The organism is Xanthomonas protegens, from assembly GCF_038442435.1.
GTDB lineage: Bacteria > Pseudomonadota > Gammaproteobacteria > Xanthomonadales > Xanthomonadaceae > Xanthomonas_A > Xanthomonas_A sontii.
The window spans coordinates 703,150-726,541 of record NZ_JAQJCQ010000001.1 but is presented as its reverse complement, the minus strand read 5'-3'; the positions used below and the strand labels follow the sequence as shown (position 1 = coordinate 726,541).

Annotated in this window: 20 protein-coding genes; 13 read left to right on the top strand and 7 right to left on the bottom strand. The window is 69.6% G+C overall.

The window, feature by feature from the left end:
* Positions 1–17: 17 nt before the first annotated feature.
* Positions 18–455, top strand: coding sequence for a redox-sensitive transcriptional activator SoxR (soxR, locus tag PIQ37_RS03170; RefSeq protein ID WP_267085740.1), 438 nt, complete (start codon positions 18–20; stop codon positions 453–455).
* An 875-nt stretch (positions 456–1,330) separates the two neighbouring features.
* Here the strand turns inward: soxR and PIQ37_RS03165 are convergent.
* The 4 genes from PIQ37_RS03165 to PIQ37_RS03150 all read right to left on the bottom strand — a co-directional run bounded on the left by PIQ37_RS03165 (position 1,331) and on the right by PIQ37_RS03150 (position 4,919).
* Positions 1,331–1,783: a DUF4426 domain-containing protein gene (locus tag PIQ37_RS03165; protein WP_342072310.1), complete on the bottom strand. Its 453-nt coding sequence runs from the start codon at positions 1,781–1,783 to the stop codon at positions 1,331–1,333.
* Positions 1,784–1,940: 157 nt separating this feature from the next.
* A complete protein-coding gene (gene proC, locus PIQ37_RS03160; RefSeq protein WP_342072309.1) occupies positions 1,941–2,786 on the bottom strand; it encodes a pyrroline-5-carboxylate reductase in 846 nt (281 codons plus the stop codon).
* Positions 2,787–2,917: 131 nt separating this feature from the next.
* Entirely contained in the window at positions 2,918–3,946 is a 1,029-nt protein-coding gene (locus PIQ37_RS03155; RefSeq protein WP_017913913.1) for a hypothetical protein, read from the bottom strand.
* A 316-nt stretch (positions 3,947–4,262) separates the two neighbouring features.
* Positions 4,263–4,919 (bottom strand): YggS family pyridoxal phosphate-dependent enzyme, encoded by a 657-nt coding sequence (locus tag PIQ37_RS03150; protein WP_407136458.1) that lies wholly within the window; start codon positions 4,917–4,919, stop codon positions 4,263–4,265.
* Between the two features lie 121 nt (positions 4,920–5,040).
* Between PIQ37_RS03150 and PIQ37_RS03145 the strand changes: the two genes are divergently transcribed.
* The 9 genes from PIQ37_RS03145 to PIQ37_RS03105 all read left to right on the top strand — a co-directional run bounded on the left by PIQ37_RS03145 (position 5,041) and on the right by PIQ37_RS03105 (position 17,423).
* On the top strand, positions 5,041–6,078 hold the full coding sequence (locus tag PIQ37_RS03145; protein ID WP_010344138.1) for a type IV pilus twitching motility protein PilT: 1,038 nt from the start codon (positions 5,041–5,043) through the stop codon (positions 6,076–6,078).
* A gap of 120 nt (positions 6,079–6,198) precedes the next feature.
* The gene (locus PIQ37_RS03140; protein ID WP_010344137.1) at positions 6,199–7,329 is read left to right on the top strand and encodes a PilT/PilU family type 4a pilus ATPase; all 1,131 of its coding nucleotides are present in this window, start codon (positions 6,199–6,201) and stop codon (positions 7,327–7,329) included.
* A 159-nt stretch (positions 7,330–7,488) separates the two neighbouring features.
* On the top strand, positions 7,489–8,766 hold the full coding sequence (locus tag PIQ37_RS03135) for a WD40 repeat domain-containing protein (RefSeq protein WP_342072308.1): 1,278 nt from the start codon (positions 7,489–7,491) through the stop codon (positions 8,764–8,766).
* The gene (locus PIQ37_RS03130; protein WP_342072307.1) at positions 8,763–10,262 is read left to right on the top strand and encodes a GGDEF domain-containing protein; all 1,500 of its coding nucleotides are present in this window, start codon (positions 8,763–8,765) and stop codon (positions 10,260–10,262) included. The genes PIQ37_RS03135 and PIQ37_RS03130 overlap by 4 nt, the downstream gene beginning before the upstream one ends.
* 525 nt (positions 10,263–10,787) lie before the next feature.
* Positions 10,788–11,387 carry an MFS transporter permease gene (locus PIQ37_RS03125; RefSeq protein ID WP_342072306.1) on the top strand — a complete coding sequence of 200 codons (600 nt, stop codon included), beginning with the start codon at positions 10,788–10,790 and terminating at the stop codon, positions 11,385–11,387.
* 176 nt (positions 11,388–11,563) lie between these two features.
* Positions 11,564–12,238, top strand: a complete 675-nt coding sequence (locus PIQ37_RS03120; RefSeq protein WP_017913917.1) for a YitT family protein — start codon at positions 11,564–11,566, stop codon at positions 12,236–12,238.
* A 617-nt stretch (positions 12,239–12,855) separates the two neighbouring features.
* Complete coding sequence (locus PIQ37_RS03115) at positions 12,856–14,154, top strand: hypothetical protein (RefSeq protein ID WP_342072305.1); 1,299 nt, start codon at positions 12,856–12,858, stop codon at positions 14,152–14,154.
* A gap of 37 nt (positions 14,155–14,191) precedes the next feature.
* Positions 14,192–16,294: a LodA/GoxA family CTQ-dependent oxidase gene (locus PIQ37_RS03110; RefSeq protein WP_342072304.1), complete on the top strand. Its 2,103-nt coding sequence runs from the start codon at positions 14,192–14,194 to the stop codon at positions 16,292–16,294.
* Complete coding sequence (locus tag PIQ37_RS03105) at positions 16,281–17,423, top strand: FAD-dependent monooxygenase (protein WP_342072303.1); 1,143 nt, start codon at positions 16,281–16,283, stop codon at positions 17,421–17,423. Before PIQ37_RS03110 ends, PIQ37_RS03105 begins: the two co-directional genes overlap by 14 nt.
* Positions 17,424–17,673: 250 nt before the next feature.
* On the opposite strand, the gene PIQ37_RS03100 is transcribed toward PIQ37_RS03105, so the two are convergent.
* From PIQ37_RS03100 to PIQ37_RS03090, 3 genes are all read right to left on the bottom strand, one after another.
* On the bottom strand, positions 17,674–18,609 hold the full coding sequence (locus tag PIQ37_RS03100; RefSeq protein ID WP_342072302.1) for a DUF72 domain-containing protein: 936 nt from the start codon (positions 18,607–18,609) through the stop codon (positions 17,674–17,676).
* 85 nt (positions 18,610–18,694) lie between these two features.
* The gene (locus PIQ37_RS03095) at positions 18,695–19,234 is read right to left on the bottom strand and encodes a DNA-3-methyladenine glycosylase I (RefSeq protein WP_160959985.1); all 540 of its coding nucleotides are present in this window, start codon (positions 19,232–19,234) and stop codon (positions 18,695–18,697) included.
* 14 nt (positions 19,235–19,248) lie between these two features.
* A complete protein-coding gene (locus tag PIQ37_RS03090; protein WP_342072301.1) occupies positions 19,249–21,042 on the bottom strand; it encodes a DUF4153 domain-containing protein in 1,794 nt (597 codons plus the stop codon).
* 105 nt (positions 21,043–21,147) lie between these two features.
* Between PIQ37_RS03090 and PIQ37_RS03085 the strand changes: the two genes are divergently transcribed.
* The 3 genes from PIQ37_RS03085 to PIQ37_RS03075 are packed head-to-tail and all read left to right on the top strand — an operon-like array spanning position 21,148 to position 23,186.
* Entirely contained in the window at positions 21,148–21,714 is a 567-nt protein-coding gene (locus PIQ37_RS03085; RefSeq protein ID WP_342072300.1) for a YqgE/AlgH family protein, read from the top strand.
* Positions 21,707–22,219, top strand: coding sequence for a Holliday junction resolvase RuvX (gene ruvX / locus PIQ37_RS03080; RefSeq protein ID WP_407136429.1), 513 nt, complete (start codon positions 21,707–21,709; stop codon positions 22,217–22,219). The genes PIQ37_RS03085 and ruvX overlap by 8 nt, the downstream gene beginning before the upstream one ends.
* A gap of 19 nt (positions 22,220–22,238) precedes the next feature.
* Positions 22,239–23,186: an aspartate carbamoyltransferase catalytic subunit gene (locus PIQ37_RS03075; RefSeq protein ID WP_342072299.1), complete on the top strand. Its 948-nt coding sequence runs from the start codon at positions 22,239–22,241 to the stop codon at positions 23,184–23,186.
* The last annotated feature ends 206 nt before the right edge of the window (positions 23,187–23,392 follow it).

The window sequence follows — 23,392 nt, the reverse complement described above, 5'->3', positions numbered from 1 at the left end:
GGACTCGAGGTCAAGCGATGCAGGAGGAACTGAGCGTCGGTCAGGTCGCCGCGCGCAGCGGGGTGGCCGTGTCGGCGCTGCATTTCTACGAGAGCAAGGGCCTGATCCGCAGCATGCGCACCGCCGGCAACCAGCGCCGCTACACGCGCGACGTGCTGCGCCGGCTGGCGGTGATCCGCGTGGCGCAACGCGTCGGCGTGCCGCTGGACAGCGTCAGGGCCGCTTTCGCGCAGTTGCCCGACGCGCGCACCCCGACCCGCGCCGAGTGGGCACGGATGTCGGCGGTGTGGCGCGAGGAGCTGGACGCGCGCATCCTGCAGCTGACCCGCCTGCGCCACCAGCTCACCGACTGCATCGGCTGCGGCTGCCTGTCGCTGCGCCGCTGCCGGCTCAGCAATCCGGCCGACACCCTGGCCGCGCACGGCGATGGGCCGCAGCGCTGGGCGGAGGAGTGAGCGGCGCCTCTGTGCGTGGCGACTTCTGTGATTGCCTTGCTCGTGCTTACGTCGGTTTGTCCGTAGGAGCGGCTTCAGCCGCGACATGCCTCACCGGTAACGCCCGGTCGCGGCTGAAGCCGCTCCTACGGCAAGCGACGGCGCCGCGATGTGGGATCGAGACGGTGTGGGAGGGACTTTCAGTCCCGGCGCGATGCCGGTGGACGTCGCGGTTGCCGAGCTCATCGAGAAGAAGAGTGGAGACGTGGCGCTTTACCGTGGGCTTCCGTCCCGACGGGCGAGGAGGAAAGGGGCCTGACGCTGCATGCAGTCGGGACTGAAGTCCCTCCCACAACGGGCGCCTGTGGTCACCGCGCTCGTTTGCATAGATCGGTCTGTCGATCTGTCCGTAGGAGCGGCTTCAGCCGCGACTGGTCGTTAACGGTAAGCCCGGTCGCGGCTGAAGCCGCTCCTACGGCACGCGACAGCGCCGCGATGTGGAACGTAGAGGATGTGGGAGGGACTTCAGTCCCGACGCGATGCCGGTGGCCGTCGCGGTATGGCCGCTTTTGCGCGCTCAGGTGATGCGCAGAGTGATTGTCTTGAGCGCGGCGCGGGTACAGAACTTTTCGAGATGATGAAGACGTAGGTTCCTTCATCGTGCTCTCAGTCGCACTAGCGAAAAGGAAAGGGCCCCTGACGCTGCATGCAGTCGGGACTGAAGTCCCTCCCACAACGCGTACCTGTAATCACCTTGATCGGTGTCCCTATGTCGGTGTGCCCGTAGGAGCGGCTTCAGCCGCGACCGGGCCTTCCCGGTAACGCCCGGTCGCGGCTGAAGCCGCTCCTACAGATGGGACGGCGCATGTGGGACGGCGCGCATTACACTGCGCGCGCTAGAAATTGCGGGTGAAGCGCACCGTGCCGGTGCCGTCGGCGCTGCGCACCTGCACCACGAAGCGCAGCTGGTCGTGGGCGCTGCTGCGCACCGTGCCGACGTAGTCGGTGTAGACGTCGGTGCGGACGGCGCGCAGCGCCACCGGCTGGCGCTGGCCGCTGAGGTCGGTCGCCACCGCCTCGACCGTGCCCACCGCCGGCGCTTCCTCGCCGCCATGCAGGGTGCGCAACGCGATCATCACCAACGCGGTGTCGGCCTCGCGGGCGATGCCGTAGCGGCGTGCCACGTCTTCGCTCATCGCCAGGGTGGGCAAGGCGTTGTAGTGCACGCGCAGCGTGCCGAAATCTGCCTGCGCCGGCGTGGCGGCGAGCAGCGTCGCCGGGCGTGGGGTGTCCTGGTCCGAGCAGGCGGCCAGGGCCAGGCACAGCAGCGCAACGGGCAGGACACGCATCGGCGTTCTCCGGGTTGGCGTGGCGAACAACACGTCGTGCGCCGTCGCCAGCGGGATGCGGACGGCGCGCAGCAACCGCAGTGTACGAGGGGGCGGCACCGATGCCGAGTACCGTCCGCGCCCGCCTGGCGGCAGCGCAGCATGGCGTCAGCCGCGCTCAGTCGTCGTTGGCGGCGGACAGGGCACGGCCGCGTTGCGCCGCCGCGGCGATCGCGGCTTCAGTCAGCGCCTCGAAGCCGCCGCGCTGGAAGGTCTCGATCGCGGCCTGGGTGGTGCCGTTGGGCGAGGTCACCCGGCGGCGCAGTTCGCTCGGCGCCTCGCCGGACTCGGTGAGCATGCGCGCCGCGCCGAGCACGGTCTGCAGGGTCAGGGTACGCGCGGTGTCGGCGGGCAGGCCCTGCGCGATGCCGGCCGCTTCCATCGCCTCGGCGAGCAGGAAGACATAGGCAGGTCCGCTGCCGGAGACGGCGGTGACCGCATCGATCAGCGCTTCGTCCTCGACCCACACGGTGACCCCGGCCGCGGCCAGCACACGCTCGGCGTGGGCGCGCTGCCCGGCGTCGACGCCGGCGCTGGCGAACAGGCCGGTGACGCCGGCGCCGAGCAGGGCCGGGGTGTTCGGCATCGCGCGGACCAGGGCGTGGCCACCGCCGAGCCAGCGGTCCAGTTGCGCGGTGGTGATGCCGGCGGCGATGGACACCAGCAGCGGCCGCTGCGCCAGTGCCAGCGTGGCCAGCTCGGTGCAGACCCCGCGCAGCACCTGCGGCTTGACCGCGAACATCCACAGCGCCGCGCCGTCGGCGGCCTCGGCCGCGGAGGCGACGGCGTGGACGCCGTACTCGGCGACCAGGGCTTCGCGCAGCGCCGCCCCCGGCTCGGCCACGCGGATGCGGCGCGGATCGGCGCCCTGCCGGACCAGGCCGGCGATCAGGCTGCGCGCCATGTTGCCGCCGCCGATGAAGGCGATGTCGGCGGCGTGGGAATCGGGGGAAGCGGAAGCCATGGCGCAACACCGTCGCGAAGAGGGAGCGTCATGGTAGCGGCTGCGCCGCGCCGCAGTGCTGCGGTGCGGCGCAACCGGATGGTGTCGGACGAGAACGCGCCAGCCGCTGCGTGCGGTCTGGCGCGGCGGGCTCAGTTGGACTCGGTGAAGGTGATCGACGGCGTGCTGCCGCCGGCCGTCGAGCAACTGCCCAGGTTGAGGTTGTTGGTCTCGCCGGTGCTGCCGGCATTGGCTGCGCAGGTCGGGGCGGCGGTGGAGCCGTTGGTGGCGGCCACCTTCACCGTGATCGACGAGCCGGAGTTGAAGTTGGCACTGGAACCGCCGGCGTTGCCGACCACGTTGAACTCGGCGTCCTTCCACACGGTGGCCAGCTTGACCACGCTGTCCCTGGCGCTGACGCTGTAGGCGGTGCCGTTGTTGGTGAAGGTGATGGTGTCGTTGCCGTTGGCGGTGGCCGAACCGGTCAGCTTGAGGTTGGCCAGTTGCGTGGCCGGCACGTCCGGCGCGCTGACCGCATTGCTGTTGCGGTAGCAGTCCGAACCGCCGCCGCTCATCCAGCCGCTCGGGCAGCTGCTGCCGTAGCCGATCAGCCAGTACTGCATGAACACCGCCGCCTGGCCCTGGGTCTCGTAGTCGGTGGCGTAGACGAACTGCTGCCACACGGTGCAGCCGGAGCGGCCGCCGCAGACGCTGGTGGTGGCGTTGTAGTTGGAGTTGATCTGCAGCGAGTACTCGTTCGGGCCGAGGATGCCGCCGCCGCCGAAGGAGGCCACGCCCACGCCTTTCTCCGAGGTCACGCCGGTCACCTGCGGGAAGCTGCCCACGACCTTGCTGATCAGGCTGCTGGAACGCAGCGCGTAGTCGTAGCCGTTGCCGGTGGTTTCGGTGGCGCCGAACAAGATCTTGTGCGGGATCGGATGCACGCGGCGGGTCAGGGTCTTGCAGACGTCCGTTTGCCACTGCGTATCGGGGAAGTTGGCATGGAAGCAGCCTTCCGCCGGCGTCGGTTGATGCGCCATGGTTTCGCGCCAGGCGGTGCGTGCCTGGACTTCCGCGGGCGACATCATCGCTTCTTCGTTGGTCCAGGCCGGCGTCGCCGTCGGCGCGGCCATGGCCGCGGGGACGTGCAGCAGACCAATGACGCAGGAGGCGAACAGCAATCGGGTGGATGCTTGCATCTGTGACCTCGTTCGAGCCGAGCGCATTCGGCAATGGACTGCGGAGTACCCGCGGTCGGCCGACATGGAAGCGAAGCGCGTGCGTCTGAAACGTGACTGAATTAACGGTTTGCAACCGTGTCGCATGGTTCAGGAAGCGCTGTCGGCGCGAACCTTTCATTCATCCCGAAACTCTATGGTTTTCAACGAGATCGCCTACGACAGAATTCCGATGTTGGTGAATCGATTTTGAAGCGGCCGTAGACAAATCATCACGGTGTCACGGGCACTGCGGTAATGCGGCGCGGCAGCAGCCGGTTCAGCCGGAAGCGCGCGGGCCGCGCGCCCCGAACAGGGCGGTGCCGACCCGCACCATGGTGGCGCCGGCGGCGATGGCGTCGGCGAAGTCGCCGCTCATGCCCATCGACAAGGTGTCGACCTGCGGATGGGCGGTGCGCAGCCGCGCGAACAGGGCGTGCATGCGCGCGAACGCGTCGATGCGGCGTTCGGCTTCCGGCCACGGCGCGGGAATGGCCATCAGCCCGCGCAGCGTCAGCGCCGGCTGCGCGGCGATGGCCGCGGCCAGCACGTCCACGGCGTCGGGCTGGCAGCCATGCTTGCTGGCCTCGTCGTCGATGTTGACCTGGATCAGCACGTTCAGCGGCGCGCGTTCGGGTGCTGCCGCGCGACCCTTGGCGAGGGCGGCGACCAGCTTGGGACGGTCCACGGTCTGCACCCAGTCGAACAGCGTCGCCGCCTGTTCGGCCTTGTTCGACTGCAGGTGGCCGATCAGATGCCATTCCAGTCCGGCCGCGGCCAGCGCGGCGATCTTGGCCGCCGCTTCCTGCACGTAGTTCTCGCCGAACGCGCGCTGCCCCTGCGCGGCCAGCGCCGCCACGGCCTCGGCCGGCTGGGTCTTGGACACCGCCAGCAACTGCGCGTGCGGGCGCCCTGCGGCGTCGGCGGCACGGTCCATGTCCAGGCGAATCTGTTGCAGCGGAGAGAGGGGCACGGCGGCGTTCCGGCAAAGGGAAGGGCGCTATACTGCCGGCCGGGGAATCATCCTTCCAGTCGCAGCCCAAGGGGAAAAGCAGCGTATGGATATCGCTGAACTATTGGCGTTCTCGGTCAAGAACAAGGCGTCCGACCTGCACCTGTCTGCGGGCCTGCCGCCGATGATCCGGGTCGATGGCGACGTCCGCCGCATCAACATTCCGGCGCTGGACCACAAGCAGGTGCATGCGCTTGTCTACGACATCATGTCGGACAAGCAGCGCCGCGACTACGAGGAATTCCTCGAGGTCGACTTCTCCTTCGAGATTCCCAGCCTGGCGCGCTTCCGCGTCAACGCGTTCAACCAGAACCGCGGCGCCGGCGCGGTGTTCCGCACCATTCCCTCGGAAGTGCTGACCCTGGAAGACCTCGGCTGCCCGCCGATCTTCCGCCAGTTGATCGACCAGCCGCAGGGCCTGATCCTGGTCACCGGGCCGACCGGCTCGGGCAAGTCGACCACGCTCGCCGGCATGATCGACTACATCAACAAGAACGAATACGGCCACATCCTCACCGTCGAGGATCCGATCGAATTCGTGCACACCTCGCAGAAGTGCCTGATCAACCAGCGCGAGGTGCACCGCGACACCCACGGCTTCAACGAGGCGCTGCGCTCGGCGTTGCGCGAAGACCCGGACATCATCCTGGTCGGCGAGTTGCGCGACCTGGAAACCATCCGCCTGGCGCTGACCGCGGCGGAAACCGGCCACCTGGTGTTCGGCACCCTGCACACCAGCTCGGCGGCCAAGACCATCGACCGCATCATCGACGTGTTCCCCGCCGGCGAGAAGCCGATGGTGCGCTCGATGCTGTCCGAATCGCTGCGCGCGGTGATCTCGCAGGCGCTGCTGAAGAAGGTCGGCGGCGGCCGCACCGCGGCCTGGGAGATCATGGTCGGCACCCCCGCCATCCGCAACCTGATCCGCGAGGACAAGGTCGCGCAGATGTACTCGGCGATCCAGACCGGCCAGCAGAACGGCATGCAGACCCTGGACCAGCACCTGCAGGACCTGGTCAAGCGCAGCCTGATCACCCGCAACCAGGCCCGCGAGTACGCCAAGGACAAGCGGTTGTTCGAGTAGCGGGGATTGGGGATTCGGGATTGGGGATTCGCGAAAGCAGTTATCCCACCGATCCTAGGATGCCCGCTCTGACCAATCCCCAATCCCGACTCCCCAATCCCCGCTCCGAAGGAGCACGCCATGAGCACCATCGACTTCACCTCCTTCCTGAAACTGATGGCGCACCAGAAGGCGTCGGACCTGTTCATCACCTCGGGCATGCCGCCGGCGATCAAGGTGCACGGCAAGATCACCCCGATCACGCAGACGCCGTTGACCCCGCAGCAGAGCCGCGACCTGGTGCTGAACGTGATGACGCCGGCGCAGCGCGAGGAGTTCGAGAAGACCCACGAGTGCAACTTCGCCATCGGCGTGGCCGGGGTGGGGCGCTTCCGCGTCAGCTGCTTCTACCAGCGCAACCAGGTCGGCATGGTGCTGCGCCGGATCGAGACGCGCATTCCCAGCGTGGACGAGCTGAACCTGCCGCCGGTGATCAAGACCCTGGCGATGACCAAGCGCGGCATCATCATCTTCGTCGGCGCCACCGGCACCGGCAAGTCGACCTCGCTGGCGGCGATGATCGGTTACCGCAACCAGAACTCCACCGGGCACATCATCACCATCGAGGACCCGATCGAGTTCGTGCACAAGCACGAGGGCTGCATCATCACCCAGCGCGAGGTCGGCATCGACACCGACAGCTGGGAGAACGCGCTGAAGAACACCCTGCGCCAGGCGCCGGACGTGATCATGATCGGCGAGGTGCGCACCCGCGAGGGCATGGACCACGCCATCTCCTTCGCCGAGACCGGCCACCTGGTGCTGTGCACCCTGCACGCCAACAACGCCAACCAGGCGATGGACCGCGTCATCAACTTCTTCCCCGAGGACCGCCGCAGCCAGCTGCTGATGGACCTGTCGCTGAACCTGCGCGGCGTGGTCGCGCAGCAGCTGATCCCGACCCCGGACGGCAAGGGCCGCCGCGTGGCCATGGAGATCATGCTCGGCACGCCGCTGGTGCAGGACTACATCCGCGAGGGCGAGATCCACAAGCTCAAGGACGTGATGAAGGAGTCCACCAACCTGGGCATGAAGACCTTCGACCAGAGCCTGTTCGAGCTGTACCAGGCCGGCGAGATCAGCTACGAGGATGCGCTGCGCCACGCCGATTCGCAGAACGAGGTGCGTCTGCGCATCAAGCTGGCGCAGGGCGGCGACGCGCGCACCCTGGCGCAGGGCCTGGACGGGGTCGAGATCGCCGAGGTGCGCTGAGCCGGCTTGGCAGGCGAGCGCAAGGTGGGGTGCAGGATACGTTGAGGGGCGGCCCACGTCGTAGCGGCTGCTTCAGTTGCGTCCATGGATGTCGTGTTTTCAGTCAACTGTCCGCCGAGATCCATCGCGGACTGTTCAGCCGAAGAGAAGGAAGCCGCCATGAACGACGTGCCCGAGGTGCTCTGGTCGACACAGCCGCATGCCGGCTACTACATCAATTCCGTGGCGGTGTCCGGCGATGGCAATGTCATCGTCGCCGGCACCTTTTTCCACCAGTACGGCGGTCTGTCGCAGGTTCCTGGGCTGGATGCGGTGCCGCTCGAGCAACGCAAGATCTTCGAACGCATCGCACCCGCGGCCACGCGCAGCGATGTGGGCGACGACCAGCAAGGGTGCTTCGGCACCTATGCGTGGGATCGCGCCGGCAACCGCCTGCTGACGCAGGAATTCCAAGGTTGGCAGGGCGTGTACTGGGTCGACGTGGCAGCGGACGGGAGCACCGTGGCCAGTTGCGGCTGGAAGAGCCAGCAACCGTATGCGGGCTTCATCAGTGCCTGGGCGGTCCCGGGCGGAAAGGAGCTGCTGTCCCATGCGCTCCCTGTCCGCGGCAACATGGTGGCGCTGGATGCGCGTGGGCGCACGTTGCTGGCCGGTGCCGAGCAGGGCTATCTGTTCTGCCGCGACAGCGACGCGTCCTTCGGTGCGCCCGTGTGCATCGCGCTGAGCGCCGGTGGCACCGGCGACAGCGCCGACAGCGTCATCGCCACCGGCCTCGCCGCCGATGGCACGGTCGGACTGGTGGCCAGCGCACAGGGCGAGATCATCCTGTTTTCGATCGCATCGGGACAACCGGGGACGCTGACGCGCTGGCAGTTGCCCAAGCAGGCCCGCGTCCATGCCGCGGCGCTGTCGGGCGATGGCCGCCGCGCCTATGCCGGTGCCAGCGACGGCACGCTGTACGCGTTCGACGTGGCGGCGTTCCAGAAAACGCCTGGGCCGGCCTGGACCGAGACGGTGCCCGAGGGCGCCACGACCATCTACGGGGTGGCCTGCGATCGCGCCGGCAACAAGGTCGCGATCGCCGGCAATCTCAAGGGCGGTGGCGTCATCGCCGTGTACGCCGATGCCGGTACCGCCGCGACGCCGCAGTGGACCGCGCACAGCGCGCACTCGCCCAACGACCTGGCGTTCGACCCGGACGGGCAGTGGTTGGGGCTGGCCGATGGCCATCCCGATGGGACGCCCGGCGCGTTCACCCTCTGGAACGCGGGCGACGGGACGCAGCAATGGTCCTATGGCACGGACAACATGAGCTGGCCGATCCGTCTGAACAGCGGTGCCACGGTAGTGGTGGGCGGCAGCGACGACAGCGCGGTCACCGCCTTCGCCGGCCCCGGTTCGGCCATCGGCCGTGGCCGCGCGGAGTCGGATGGATGACAGGCAGGGACGCCGAGGCGCCGTTGCGTACGCGCGTCGCGGCGCCGCGCCGTCCCGGCGCGCTGCTGGTGCTGTCGGTGGTGCTGGTGGCGGCGTGGCTGGCGGTCTTCGAGTTGGCGCGGGTCCTGGACTACCAGCCGCATGCGAGCCTGTGGTTTCCGCCGGTGGCGGTGACGCTGGCCACCTTCATGGTGCTGGGCTGGCGCGGTGCGCCGGCGATCGCCAGCGCCTGCGTGCTGGCCACGCTGCTCAGCTTCTATCGCACCAGCGGCCACCCCGTGGTCCCCGGTCGGGCGGTGCTGGGATACGCGCTGTTGTTCACCGCCCAGCAGTTCTGCGTCTGGGGTGGGCTGGCCTGGCTGCTGCGCCTGGTCGGCCGCGGGGTGTCCTCGAGCAGCCTGCCACGTGTGGTCACCTGCTTCATCCTGGGGGGCGGTGTGGCGTCGCTGCTGTCTGCCTGTCTGGGCGGCGCGGGACTGGCCGTCACCGGCGCCATCGACTTGCCCAGCATGCTGGCGCAGCTGATCCCGTGGGCGATCGGCGACTACGCCGGCTTGCTGGCGCTCGGCCCGCTGGCGATCGTCGGGGTGCTGCGCCTGGCCGAGTGGCTGCAGATCGTGCCGCAGCCGGGTATCCCGCGCCTGTCGGGGATGGTCGCGCCGGCTGGAAGCGTCTCTGCCTACCTGGTCAAGCTCGCGTTGCTGCTCGGCGTCACCCTGGTGGTGATGGCGCTGGCGGCGGCGTTGCCGCGGCAGCCGGCCGTGGTGTTCGCGCTGTTCGTGGTGGTGGTGATCCAGTTGTGGATCGTGCATACCCACGGGATGCTGCAGGCGCTGGTGGCGATCGCGGCCTTCAGCCTGCTGATCGCCGTGGCCACGCCGCTGTTGCGGCTCGAGGCGCAGGCGCTCGCGCTGCAGTTCGCCATGATCAGCCTGGCGGCGAACAGCTACTTCGGCCTGGCCGTCCCTGGGCTCTATGCCGACAACACGCGGCTGCGCCATGCGCTGGTGCGCGATCCGGTGACCGCGGCGCTGTCGCGCACCGGATTCCTGGAGCAGGTGCTCAACGATCTGCAACTGGCCGCGCAGGACCCGCGTCCGCTGGCGGTGATCGTCGCCGACATGGACAACCTCAAGGCGATCAACGACCAGTTCGGACACGCCGCCGGGGATGCCGCCCTGCGTGCCTTCGTCAAGCGCTGCCGGCGCTGCCTGCGGCCGGGCCAGTTGCTGGGGCGCCGGGGCGGCGACGAGTTCGCGCTCTACCTGCCGCTGACCACGCCGGAGAAGGCGCAGGGGCTGATCGACGCGCTGCGCGGTGCGCTTGCCAAGCCCGGCGACGACGACGGATTCGCGACCGCCCTGTCGGCCAGCTTCGGCCTGGCCCTGTGCCACCGCCGGGATCTGGACGCGGAGGCGCTGGAGGAACTTCTCGAACGCGCCGATGCGGAGATGTACGCGGACAAGCGGCAGCGCCGCGCGGTGGCGGTGCGCTGAGTGTTCCGCGTCTCCGGTCGGGACCATGGTGTCCTTCTCGGGGAACGGGTCCCCGAAAAAGCGGATGAGGGTAGGGCGGAACCTCGTGTTTCTGTTTTGGCGGGACGCTTCGCGCCGGACCCTCACCCCAACCCCCGCTCCGCGCCCCGGCCCGCGCTTGCGGCGCGGGCGCTCCAGTGTGCGCGCGCCAGTGGCGCGCAGGCCGCACCCTGTCGCCCCGGTGGGAGAGGGGCTTTTTGCTCCCTTCTCCCCTAGGGAGAAGGTGCCCCGAAGGGGCGGATGAGGGTACGGGCGCAGCCTCGTGCACTCGAACTCCGCGAGACGCTTCGCGCCGTACCCTCACCCAACCCCCGCTCCGCGCCCCGGCCCGCGCTTGCGGCGCGGGCGCTCCAGGGTGCGCGCGCCAGTGGCGCGCAGGCCGCGTCCTGTCGCCCCGATGGGAGAGGGGCTTTGTGCTTCCTTCTCCCCTCGGGAGAAGGTGCCCCGCAGGGGCGGATGAGGGTACGGTGCGCCAGAATGCGAGCCATGCAAACCGACAACCCCTACGCCGCCCCCGTCGCCGCGCTGCCCGACACCGCGACCGCTGCGGCACCCGCCGACCCGCTGTCCACGCTGTTCGCGCCCCCGGCGGCCAAGCTGGCGCTGCTGTGCGCGACCAGCTTCGGCTGGTATGCGTTGTACTGGTTCTATCGCAACTGGCGCGCCTTGCGCCTGCTGTCCGGGCGCCGGCGCATCTCGCCGGTGTGGCGCTCGGTGTTCTCGCTGCTTTGGGTATTCGCCTGCTTTCGCGGGCTGGAACGCACCATCGGCGCGCAGCGTGGCGCCCTGGTCGGCTGGCTGGGGCCGGCGTTGGCCTATGTCTGCCTGAGCCTGCTTGGCGTGTGGCCCTCGGCGCTGTCGCTGTTGGCGCTGCTGACCTGGACGCCGGTCCTGCTGGTCAACCAGCGCCTGGTGCGGTTCAAGCAGGCGCGCGGCCTGCCGCAGAGCGCGGCGGAGCGCTTCACTGCCTGGACCTGGGCGTGGCTGGCGATCGCCGGGCCGTTGGCACTGGTGATACTGGTTGGGATGGTGATGACGATTGTGGTGGCGCAGCACGAGATCCAGGTCAAGTTGCCGACTCGATAGGAGCGCGGTGCGCTGCTGGGGCGGGTTGCACGGTGTTCCTGCATTCGCCAACTGCACACGGCCATCAAAGTTTCATGTGCAACAGACTCGCGGCTGGTGTCTAATACCGCCCCCCACGCTGTGCCCCCCCTCCCGTGAGCCTTCCCGATTCCGATCTGCGTCCGGACCTGGACCCGTTGCCCGACGACGGCACTGTCGTCACCGCCGGACCGCTGACCCCGCCGCCGGATTCGGCCGGCACCGTGCAGGATGCGCGCGCGCTGCGCCACAGCGTGGCCGAGGACGTGCAGGGCATGCTGCTGGCGACCCTGGTGGCCTCGCTTGGGCTGGCGGTGTTCGCCCATGGCGGGCTGATGATCGGCGGCATGGCCGGCGTGGCCTTCCTGTTGCACTACGCGCTGGGCTGGAACTTCGGCCTGATGTTCGTGCTGGTCAACCTGCCGTTCTACTGGCTGGCGGTGCGGCGCATGGGCTGGGAGTTCACCCTCAAGACCTTCGTCGCGGTCGCCGCCTGCGGCCTGCTGACCGACCTGCTGCCGCGCTGGGCGCAGTGGGCGACGATGACGCCGCTGTTCTCGGCACTGGTCGGTGGTGCGCTGGTCGGCCTGGGCATCCTGTTCTTCATCCGCCACCGCGCCAGCCTCGGCGGCGTCGGCATCCTCGCGGTCTACCTGCAGCGCAGCCGCGGCTGGAGTGCGGGCAAGGTGCAGATGAGCTTCGATGCGGCGCTGATGGCGGTGGCGTTCTGGCTGCTGGCGCCGCAGCAGGTGCTGTACTCGGCGATCGGCGCGGTGGTGCTGAGCCTGGTGCTGATGTTCAACCACCGCGCCGGCCGCTACATGGGCGTGTGAGGTCCGCCGCCGGTCGCCGTCGCGCGATCGGCGACGTGCGCATTGCAGCAGGCGCGTGTTCCTTGCGGAAGCGCGAACGTCGCGCGATCCGCGCGTGCTGCGCTTGGTCATGCAGGACATGCACGCAATGCCCGCCGTCCATCGGCGTGCCGCTGCACTGTGCTGGGCACGGCATCGCCCGTGCATGACGGCAACTGTCTACGGAATTGCCGTGGTGTCTACGAAACGGTCTTGCTGTCCAAGTGTGACGCAGCGCATGCTGCTGTCGAAGAAAGGATGAGTGCGCACGGACGGCGCAACGCGATCGCGGGGAGCGCGATCCCACCTGCATGACGTTCACCACGATGTTCGACGCCGCGCCTGCGCGGCGACGCGGTGCTGCCTGTCCGGCGCGTCGCGACGGATGCCGGCGCTTACAGCTTTTCCACGGAACGAGGGGCAGTGCGATGAAACGTGCGATGGGATTCGCGGCATTGGTCTGTGTGGTGGTCGCGGCATGCTCTGCCGTGAATCCTGGGTCGGGATCGAAGCCCGGCAGCGGTGGCGGGACGGTCACGCCGACACCCACGCCCGTGGCGGGATCCGGATCGGGGCCCGCGCCAGGCGCAACCGACTGCATGCCGCCGGGGCCGCCGGCGCCGTCGTGGTTCCCGCATGCGCAAACGCCGGCGCCGGATTCGGCGGGCTTCGCGTCCAGCAGCAATTGCGAGTTCCATCAGTGGTCGTGGAATACGTTCCTGTGGCTGACCCAGGACGTGGGCGGGCAGCCGCGCTTCCTGAGCATGTCCAGCGATGGCATCGGCGGCGTGGCCGACGGCGTCCTCGATCCGTTGATCGGCCGCTCGCAGCAGGCGCGCACCGTCGAACTGATCGATCAGGCGGGCCCGGACGGCGTGCTGGTGGATCGGCATGGGCGCGCGGTCTATTACTCGATCCATTCCAACGACGTGTTCGGCCAGTTCATGGCCAGCAATCACCTGCAGGATCCCAAGGCATTGCGTGCCTTCGATCCGAAGACGCCCTTTCCGGTCGGCAGCATGACCCTGAAGGCGGCATGGAAGGTGGTGCAGCCGGGCGAGGACGTGTCCACGTTCTATACCCGGCAGGCCACGATCGCCAAGCTGGCCATGCGCAAGGGCAAGCTCATCGCCACCGGCGATACCGAAACCCAGACCGTGGCGCTGGTCGGTTTCCACATCGGCGGCACGGTCGCCGGCCATCCGGAGATGATCTGGGCCACGTTCGAGCACCAGGACAACGCGCCGGACCTGCCGAAGCCTGCGGAGGAGATGCTGCCCAACGACGTCGTTTCCGCAAAGGACTGGACGTTCTACCAGGCAGGCACGCCGATGAAGCAATGCAACGTCAACGCGGCCGGTGCCGGTGCGCTGACCTTGAACGCGCAGACGCAGACCCTGAGCCCGGTCACGCAGGTGTGCCGCATGGTGCCGTTTGGCGGGCAGAAGCCGTGCCCGAGCGGTCAGGACTGCAACATCGCCAACATCCAGTCGATGAACACGTCAGTGCAGGGCCAGTTGAACGACGTGTGGAAGAACTACTTCGAGGTCGGCGCGATCTGGTTCGTCGCCGAGGATGCGTTGGCGCCCAACTGCACGTTCCAACCGGGTTCGGCCCTGGAATGCATTCCCACGCCGACACCCGCAGGCGCACCGCCGCTGCTCACCGGCTCGATCAAGCTGTCCAATTCCACCATCGAGACCTTCACCCAGGTGCAGAGCACGCAGAACAACTGCTTCGCCTGCCACAACACCACCCAGGTGATCTCGCCCGATCCACGCGCGCAGTCGTTGCCGGGGCTGAACGTCAACATCAGCCACGTGGTGATCAACGACTACTTCCAGGCGCAGCTGCCGCAGAAGGCACCGCCGGCGGCGCGGCCGGCCACGCCGCGCTGAGGCGCGTCCCTCTCACCCGGATCAGGAGCAAGTCACCATGACCAGCAACGTGTTTCGCGTGCATCCGGCGATCGGCATCGGCCGCGTCGGCGACAGCCAGGAGTTCTATCTCGCGCCGGTCACCGCGGCCGGTACCCGCGGTGCCGACGGCCTGTTCGGCGGACTGCCGGTGCAGCCGGGCACCGAATCCACGCCGATCACCGCCGCGCAGTTCCGCGACGCCGACGGCAACGTCAAGCGCCAGGCCGCGCGCTTCCACATCTACGCCTACCCCAGCGGCAGTTCCGGCACGTATCCCAACGGTGGCGGCGTGCGCGTGGACGTGGGCAGCACGATCGACGGCAAGACGGTCAAGGACATCGTGTGGACCGTGCATCTGGCCAACAAGAAGCTCAACAACTATTCGACGGTGAGCCAGGGCGGCCAGTTCCGTGGTATCGGCGCCTACGAGTCGCCCGGGCTGCTGGAACTGCGCAACCCAAACTATCCCGATGCGGCCAATCCGGCCGATCCCAACGATCCGACACGGTTGCGGCAGTTGGTGATCGATGCAGGCCCGCGCGCGCTCAGCGCCGCCGCCGCGGGCAGCAGCGTGGTCGCCTTCGACATGACCACCACCGCCAGCTACGCAGATGCCGGCGGCACGATCCAGCAGCCGGCCTATCCGGTCAGCTTCCCCTCGATGTTCCATACGCTGCACGAACCGCTCGGCAAGCTCGATTCGTTGGGCGACATGCGCGTGGAGGCCAACGGCGCGCTGATCGTCGCCGGCGGCTTCGCCCGGACCTCGGCGGTGATCGGGGCCGATGGCAAGTATCCGGAGTTGGGCGACCCGACCGAGAACGGCCTGTGGTACGACGATGCCGCCGATGGCCCGGTCAATGCCGTTTTGCTCTTCACCGACGGCAGCACCGCCAGCGTGCAGGGCGCGTGGTACGTCACCGGCGATCCGGGCTATGCGCCGCAGACCCGCAACGTGGTGTCCACCTGGGACGATGTCTACGACGTGTGGGTACGTACACTGGGCCTGGTGCCGTCGCTGTACGCCAACGGCGGGTTTCTGCCGACCTATCAGCCGTCCTTCAGCGACGACATCCAGCCGATCTTCCACGCGGCGATGCTGCAGCGCTGGAACACCAACCTGCCGTCGGGGGCGGTCAAGGGCCACGACACGATCGGGCAGATCCTGCCGACCGACGATCCGAGCGCCAAGATTCCCAACCTGAAGACGCTGATCCGCGATCCGGCTTCCGCCGCGGACACCGAGACCGGCCCGCCGATGATGCCGCTGTCGCTGGGTGATGCGCAGAAGAGCTTCCTCAGCGTCAGTTCCACCCAGTACTTCCTGCTGAGCCAGTGGCACGGCAACAACTACGTGCAGGTGGGCGCGCCGACGCTGGGGCCGGGCGAAGCGCTGGACCGGGTCACCCTGCAGAACTGCCTGGGCGGCCGCTACAGCCCGGGCATCGAGGTGTCGTTCCCGATCCGCGACGTCAATCTCTACGTGCAGGACTGGCAGGCCAAGGACTGTGGTCCGTTCCGCATCAACCAGGCGCCGCTGGACTACAGCAAGGCGAGCAAGGACAGCGCGTTCCTGAGCTTCGGCTATGTGCCGCTGCAAACGCATCCGGTGGAGCCGGGCGATCTGTCCAAGTTCATGTCGGTGCCCTGGCACACCGACTACAACTCCTGCGCCACCCATCTGCCCGATCCCAATCCCGGGCAGCAGACGGTCAATCCGAACAACACCCTGTTCTGGTCGTGGCCGGCGGAGCGGCCATTCGCGGTCTACCCGCTGGAGTTGTGCCAGTTCGACGAGCAGGAGCAGACGTGGTACGTGAGGCAGCAGGTGTATTCGGTGCGCGGCAACGGCACCGATACCGACTACCCGGCGCAGGCCGGCCGCTTTCAGGAGTACGAGGACTTCGTGGCCAACTGGGCCAAGGTCGGCTTCATCATCAGCGGCGCGCAGATCCCGCAGGCGACGGGGCTGCCGCCATACCCGCCCGACCTGTTCCTGGAAGTGGCCAGCGAGTTCGAGGTGGGACAGGAGTTCGTCGCCCCCTGGCCGATGGCGAACATTCCGGCCTATTCGTCGGGATCGGCCAAGGCGCGCGCCGACAGCGATGGCCTTGCCTGAGCCGGCGGCTGCGCTGACCTCGGACGACCGCTGCGCCGTCGCCATCGTCGGCGGCGGCGCGGCCGGCTGCGCCACGGCGCTGGCGCTGGCCGCGCGCGGGGTCGAGGACGTGGTCGTGGTCGACATGGGCCGCGCCGCGGGCTGGCGGCTGGGCGAGGCGCTGGCGCCGACGGCCAGTGCGGCGCTGCAGCGGCTGGGCGTGTGGGACGCGTTCCTGGCGCAGCAGCCGCTGGCCTCGGCCGGCAGTTGCGCCAGTTGGGGCCGACCGGAGCTGGGCTACAACGATTTCATCGTCGCCGGCCTCGGCAAGGGCTGGCACGTGGACCGCGCCGCCTTCGATGCGATGCTGGCCGCCGCGGTGCCGGCGCAGGGCGGCACGCTGCTGCGCGGCCTGCGCCTGGGCGCGGTCGGCCGTGCCACCGATGGCGATCACGTGCTGGAACTGCACGAAGAGCAGGGCGGCGTGCGCCGGCTGCGCGCCGGGTTCCTGGTGGACGCCAGCGGCATCGCCGCCGCGGCGGTGCGGCGGCTGGGCGTTGCCCGCAACGAGGTGGATTGCCTGGCCTTCGTCGCCGGTGTGTTCGCGCTGGAGCACGCCGAGGCGATTCCGTCGCAGGCCTTGCTGGAGGCCTGCGCCGACGGCTGGTGGTATGCGGCGAAGCTGCCGCATGAGCGCTTGATGCTGGCCCTGGCGCTGGACCCGCGCCGGCAACGTCAGTACCTGGACCGCGACGTGTGGCTGGCGGCGGCGCACCAGACCCGGCATGTCGCGCAGTGGTTGGCGCAGGGCGGGGCGCGTGCACCCGAGGCCGATGGCCTGATCGCCGCGCTGGGGCCGTCGGCGATCCTCAGCCGCGTGGTGGGCGAGGATTGGTTGGCGGTGGGCGACGCGGCCAGCGCCTACGATCCACTGACCGCGCACGGCATCGTCAAGGCCCTGCACGACGGCGAGGCCGCCGCGCACGCACTGACAGCGCATCTGCACGGCGCCGGCCCGGCACCGCTGGCGGCGTACCAGGACGGCGTCTTCGCGCGCTTCCGCGCCTACCTGCGCGAACGCGGGGCCCTGTACGCGCGCGAGCGGCGTTGGGCGCAGGCACCGTTCTGGCAGGCGCGGCTGGCGGGGTGATACGGCAGTGCCGGAGCGCGACGCCTGGTCCGCCCAGTGCGTCGGCAGCGCGTCTTCGAGCACGGTAGACGCATGCACGCGTGGGGTGACGTCAGCGATCCCTTGATCACGACGACAGGCAAGCCGTAGGAGCGGCTTCAGCCGCGACGGGGATGGCCGGTAGCGCCGCGACGTGGCGGAGGCCGCTGCGACGGGGCGATGTCATGGCGCGAGGCTCAATCCCGGAATACCGCATGCGGCGAGCTGCCGTTCAATCCTCGCTGTCGCTGTCGCTGTCGCTGTCGCTGTCGTTTTCGTCGCCGCGCGCCGGGCACGGCGTCGGCACGCCCAGCCGTTGCGCCAGGCGTCGCGCATCGAACGGCGCATGCACCTTCATGTCGTTGTCGAAGTAGCAGTACACGTCGCGTCGCGCGCGCGCCGTTGCACGCGGGCCGACCCGCTGCGCATCGGCCGGTTCGCTGCCGCGATGCCAGGCGTCGATGCGCCTGGCCCAGGCGTCGAGCGCCTTGTCGTCGTAGCCGCTGGCGTAGAGCTGCGCATCGCCGTGCAGGCGCAGGTACAGGAAGTCGGCGGTCACGTCTTCCAGGTACGGCCACTTGCCGGCGGTGTCGGCCTGCACCAGCGCCACCCGGTGCTTGCGCAGCAAGGCCACCGCTTCCGGCGTGGCGAAGCTGGGATGGCGCACTTCCAGCGCGTGGCGCAGGCGCCGGTTGCGGTCGATCCGCAGCACGCTGCGATCGCGCATGCGTGCAGCGTCGCGCTTGCGCGCCAGCGCCAGTGCGCTCTCGCTGGTACGCGGCAGCAGCGAAAGGAACGCATCCAGCAGCTCGTGATCGAAGGCCAATGACGGCGGCAACTGCCACAGCAACGGCCCCAGCTTCGGCCCCAGCGCGAGCAGGCCGGAGGCGAAGAAATTCGCCAGCGGCTGCTCGCAGTCGCGCAGCCGTTTCAGGTGGGTGACGAAGCGCGGCCCCTTGACCGCGAACACGAAGCCGCGCGGGGTGGCGTCGTGCCAGGCGGCATAGCTTTTCGGGGTCTGCAACGAATAGAACGAGCCGTTGAGTTCCACCGAGCGGAAGCAGTGCGCGGCATACTCCAGCTCCCGCCGCTGGGTCAGCCCGGACGGATAGAACACGCCACGCCAGCGCGGGTAGCGCCAGCCGGAAATGCCGATGCGCAATGCCATGTGCCGACCATGCCGGCGGCGGCGTGCAGCGTTCGTGCAGGCCGCGCCAAGGTGGCGTCGTGCCGCTCCTCGCGCACCGGCAGCTTCAGCCGGCGCGCATCCACGGCGGATCCAGCTGCGCGATGCGCGCGAACGCCGGGCAATCTTCGCGGTGCGCGCCGGGCAGGTAGCCCAGGCTCATCAGGAACTCGCCGGTGATCTCGCCGCCGGTGAAGCGGAAGGTGCGCTTGAACAGCTTGATCCATTCCGCCTTGCTGCGCGGATGCTGCGCGTCCAGCCAGGCGGCGAAGCTGCCGTGGCTGGCGCGCAGGCCCTGGATCACCTGCGCGTTGTGGATCGCCGCCTGCACCTTGAGCCGGTTGCGGATGATCCCGGCATCGCCGAGCAGGCGCAGCACGTCGGCCTCGCCGAAGGCCGCCACCGTGTCCACGTCGAACCCGGCGTAGGCGGCGCGGAAGCCGGCGCGCTTCTTCAGCATCAGCTCCCAGCTCAGCCCGGCCTGGTTGATCTCCAGCACCAGCCGCTCGAATAGGTCGGCTTCGGCGCGTTGCGGCACGCCGTACTCGTGGTCGTGGTAGTGGCCGTGCACCGGGTGCCCGGGGGCGATATCGCAGTAGCTGCTCATGCGGCGGGTATCCGTCAGTCGGTCTGCTCGTTGGGGTCGGCGGGGTACACCTCGGTCCGCCGCGCGCCCGGCAACTGCAGGTCGGGCCAGCGCCGCGGCAGCAACTGCAGCTTGCCCTCGCGCAGCGCCTGGTAGAGCGCGTCGGCGTTGTCGCCGCGGCGCGGGAAGAAGTGGGTCCGCGCCACGTCGCGCCAGCCGCTGCCCAGGTCGCTGTGGATCCGGCATTCGACGCCGTAGCCGGCGCTGGCATTGCACAGCAGCACGTCGTCGTGGCCATCGCCGTCCAGATCGCGGCGCAGCGCCACGCACTGCGCGCCCTCGCGCCGGCAGTTGCCGTCCTCGATCTTTCCGGCCAGCAGCGCCTGCCACCAGGCGGCGTCGGGCTCGGCGCTGCCGGCGGCCGGCACGATGCGCTGGCGCACCTGCAGCGGATCGGTGCTGCGCGGCGCATCCTCGTTGTCGCCGCCCCAGCGCTGCTGGCGCTGCAGCATCTGCTGCAGGCGTTCGCGCTGCACCGGGTCGTCGGCGAACGCGGGCACCTCGCGCAGCGCCTGCACCGCGCGGTAGCCGCGGCGGCCGCTGTCGAAGCGCAGGTAGGCCAGGTCCAGTTGCGCGGCGCTGGTGCGGCCATCGGCCAGGCGCTGCAACTGGTCGCCGACGACGAGGCGGTACGGGTCCAGCAGCGGCGAGCTGGCCGCCAGCGCCAGGCCGATCACCACCCACGACAGCACCCGGTTCACCGGCGCCAGCGGCTGCAGCCAGCGCGCGCCCGGTCGCAGCACTGCCCAGGCATAACCGCATGCGTAACCGCAGGCGACCACCGCGACCAGGACCCCGGCAAAGCGCTCGGTACTCCAGCCGTACTGCGCGATGCGCAGCCACAGCGCGTACAGCGCCAGCCCCGCATACAGCGGCAGGCTCAGCAGCCCGGCGTCGATCACCCGTTGCAGCCAGGCCGGGTAGGGCGCGTCGGCGGTGCCGTCCTGATACACCGCATTGACGAAGACCACCAACGTGGCCACCACCGCGATCAGGATGCTGGCCGCGGCCCGGGTCTCCCACAGCGGCTGCAGGCCGGTGAACGGCAGGCTCAGCGCGAACAGCACCGCCACGAACGCCAGCAGCGGCAGCAGCCCGGTGCAGATCGCGAACAGGATCTGCCGCATCACCTGCACCGCGCGCTGCTGGGTGCGGCCGATCAGCAGGCCCAGGCCGAACATGGTGCCGGTGGCCAGGTAGACGAAGGCGGTCTGCCGGAACAGGTCGCGGAACAGGGTCAGCTTGACCAGCGCGAACAGCGCGCCCCACAGCCACAGCACCAGCCAGCAGATCCCCACGAACAGCAGCGCCAGCGCCAGGGTCAGCGCGTTCTGCCAGGCATGCTCGAACAGGTCGCGGTACGGCGCCTGCCAGCGCCCGTGCTGGAGCCGGCACTGCAGCCACGGCAGCAGCACGAACATCGCCAGCGCCAGGGTCGCAGCGAACGGGCCCAGCACCTGGCCGGCGCGCAGGCCGGGCGCGCCGGTGGCGTTCCACACCGCCCAGGCGGACAGGGCCGCCACCAGCACCGCCAGCGCGATGGTGTGCTGCCACAGGCGCAGCGCGCCCAGGTGCCGCACCGACAGCAGGGTCATGGTCGGCACGGTCAGCACCAGGGTGTACCAGCACACCTGTCCGCCCAGGGAGCCGAACGGCCACAGGCCGCTCTCGGCGCCGCGCTGCGCCAGGTACAGCAGCGCGCCCTGCAGCAGGGCCACCAGCACGATGAAGGCGCGGGTCTGGCGTGGCAGGTCGGGGGGCGTGTCCATGCGTACGTGCTCCTGGGCGACCGGTCGGGGCCGCGATCGGGCGGATTATGGCAGCCCGCCGCAGCCCGGGCAGCGCGCACGCGGGAGGGACGATAGAATGGGGCCATGTCCGCTTTGCCCACGCCTCTGGCCAACCAACTGCTGATCGCGCTGCCGGCGCTGTCCGATCCCAACTTCGCCCGCAGCGTGGCGCTGATCTGCCAGCACGACGAGAACGGCGCGATGGGCGTGGTGGTCAACCGCGCCTCCGAATACACCCTGGGCGAAGTGCTGGAGCAGATGGGCATCGAGACCATCGACGCCACGCTGCGCGAGCAGGTGGTGCTCAGCGGCGGGCCGGTGCATCCGGAGCGCGGCTTCGTCATCCACGACGGCGCGCACGGCTGGGATTCCAGCCTGGCGTTTGCCGACGGCCTGTTCCTGACCACCTCGCGCGACGTGCTTGAGGCGATGGCGCGCGGCGAAGGGCCGCGCAACGCGGTGGTCGCGCTGGGTTGTGCCGGCTGGGGCGCCGGCCAGCTCGAATACGAACTGGGCGAGAACAGCTGGCTGACCGCGCCGGCCGATGCCGAGCTGCTGTTCGAGCTGCCGCTGGAGCGGCGCTGGCAGACCGCGGCCGGGCGCATCGGCGTGGACCTGTTCCGCCTCACCGACTACAGCGGGCATGCCTGAGTCCGGCCTGCCTGCGCCTGGCGCACCCGCGCCCACCAGCGCCGCGCCCGCGACGATCCGCCGCGACGGCACCGTGCTCGGTTTCGACGTCGGCCACCGCCGCATCGGCGTGGCCGTGGGCAGTTGTTTCGGCAACGGCGCGCGCGCGCTGGCGGTGATCGACGTGCATGCGCAGGGGCCCGACTGGCCGGCGCTGGACCGCCTGCATGCCGAATGGCGGCCGCATGGCCTGGTGGTCGGCGATCCGCTCACCCTCGACGGTGCCGACCAGCCCAACCGCAAGCGCGCGCACGCCTTCGCCCGCGAACTCGGCGCGCGCTACCGCCTGCCGGTGGTGCTGGTCGACGAACGCTCCAGTTCGGTCGAGGCCGCGCAACGCTTCGCGGTGGACCGTGCCGCCGGCCGCAAGCGCCGTCGCGACGCCGCCGCGCTGGACGCGGTGGCCGCCGCGGTGATCGTGGAGCGCTGGCTGGCCGCGCCCGACGACGCCATTCCCCCTCCCTGATCCACTGCCCGGACCCGCCATGACTGATCCGCAACTCGATTCGAACGGGCGCCTGCGCCACCTGCTGACCCTGGAAGGGCTGCCGCGCGCGACCCTGCTGCAACTGCTGGACCGCGCCGGGCAGATCCGCGACGCGGCGGTGGGTCGGGTCGGCAAGCGCAGCGTGCTGGCCGGCACCGCGGTGTGCACGCTGTTCTTCGAACCGTCCACGCGCACCCGCAGTTCGTTCCACTTGGCCGCACAGCGACTCGGCGCCGACGTGCTGAACTTCGACGCCTCCACCTCGTCCACGCGCAAGGGCGAGACCGCGCGCGACACGCTGAAGAACCTGGAAGCGATGGGCGTGCGCGGCTTCGTCGTGCGCCACCCCGAGGACGGTGCGGTGGAGCGCCTGGCCGAGGCGGCGGGCGAGGGCACCGCGCTGATCAACGCCGGCGACGGCCGCAGCGCGCATCCCACCCAGGGCCTGCTCGACATGCTCACCCTGCGCCACGCCAAGGGCGGCGACTTCTCCAAGCTCAAGCTGGTCATCGTCGGCGACGTCAAGCACTCGCGGGTGGCGCGCTCGGACCTGCACGCGCTGCGCACCCTCGGGGCCGGCGAAGTGCGCGTGTGCGGCCCGCGCGCACTGCTGCCCGACGACGACACCCTGGACGGCTGCGTGGTCGGCGAGGACTTCGACGCCATGCTCGACGGCGTGGACGCGGTGATGATGCTGCGCCTGCAGCGCGAGCGCATGGAGGAAGGCCTGGTGACCTCGCTGGAGGACTACCACGGCCAGTACGGCCTCACCGCCGAGCGCCTGCGCCGCGCGTCCAAGGACGCGGTGGTGCTGCACCCGGGCCCGATCAACCGCGGCGTGGAGATCACCGACGAGGTCGCCGACGGCGCGCAGTCGTGCATCCTGCGCCAGGTCGCCAACGGCGTGGCGGTGCGCATGGCGGTGCTGGAGACCTTGCTGGGCTGAGCCCGGCGCGCGTCTTCCTGGTGTCGTAGGAGCGGCGCTTGTCCCCTTTTTGGGGATCAGCCGCGACGGGTGTTCCCGGTAATGCCCATCGCGGCTGAAGCCGCTCCCGCCCCGTCTTGCCGAGCATCCGCTGCCGAAGGTGGCGAACGGCACATTCGCGCCACCCCCAATCGGCCTACCATCGGCGGCGATCCTCCCCACGGACG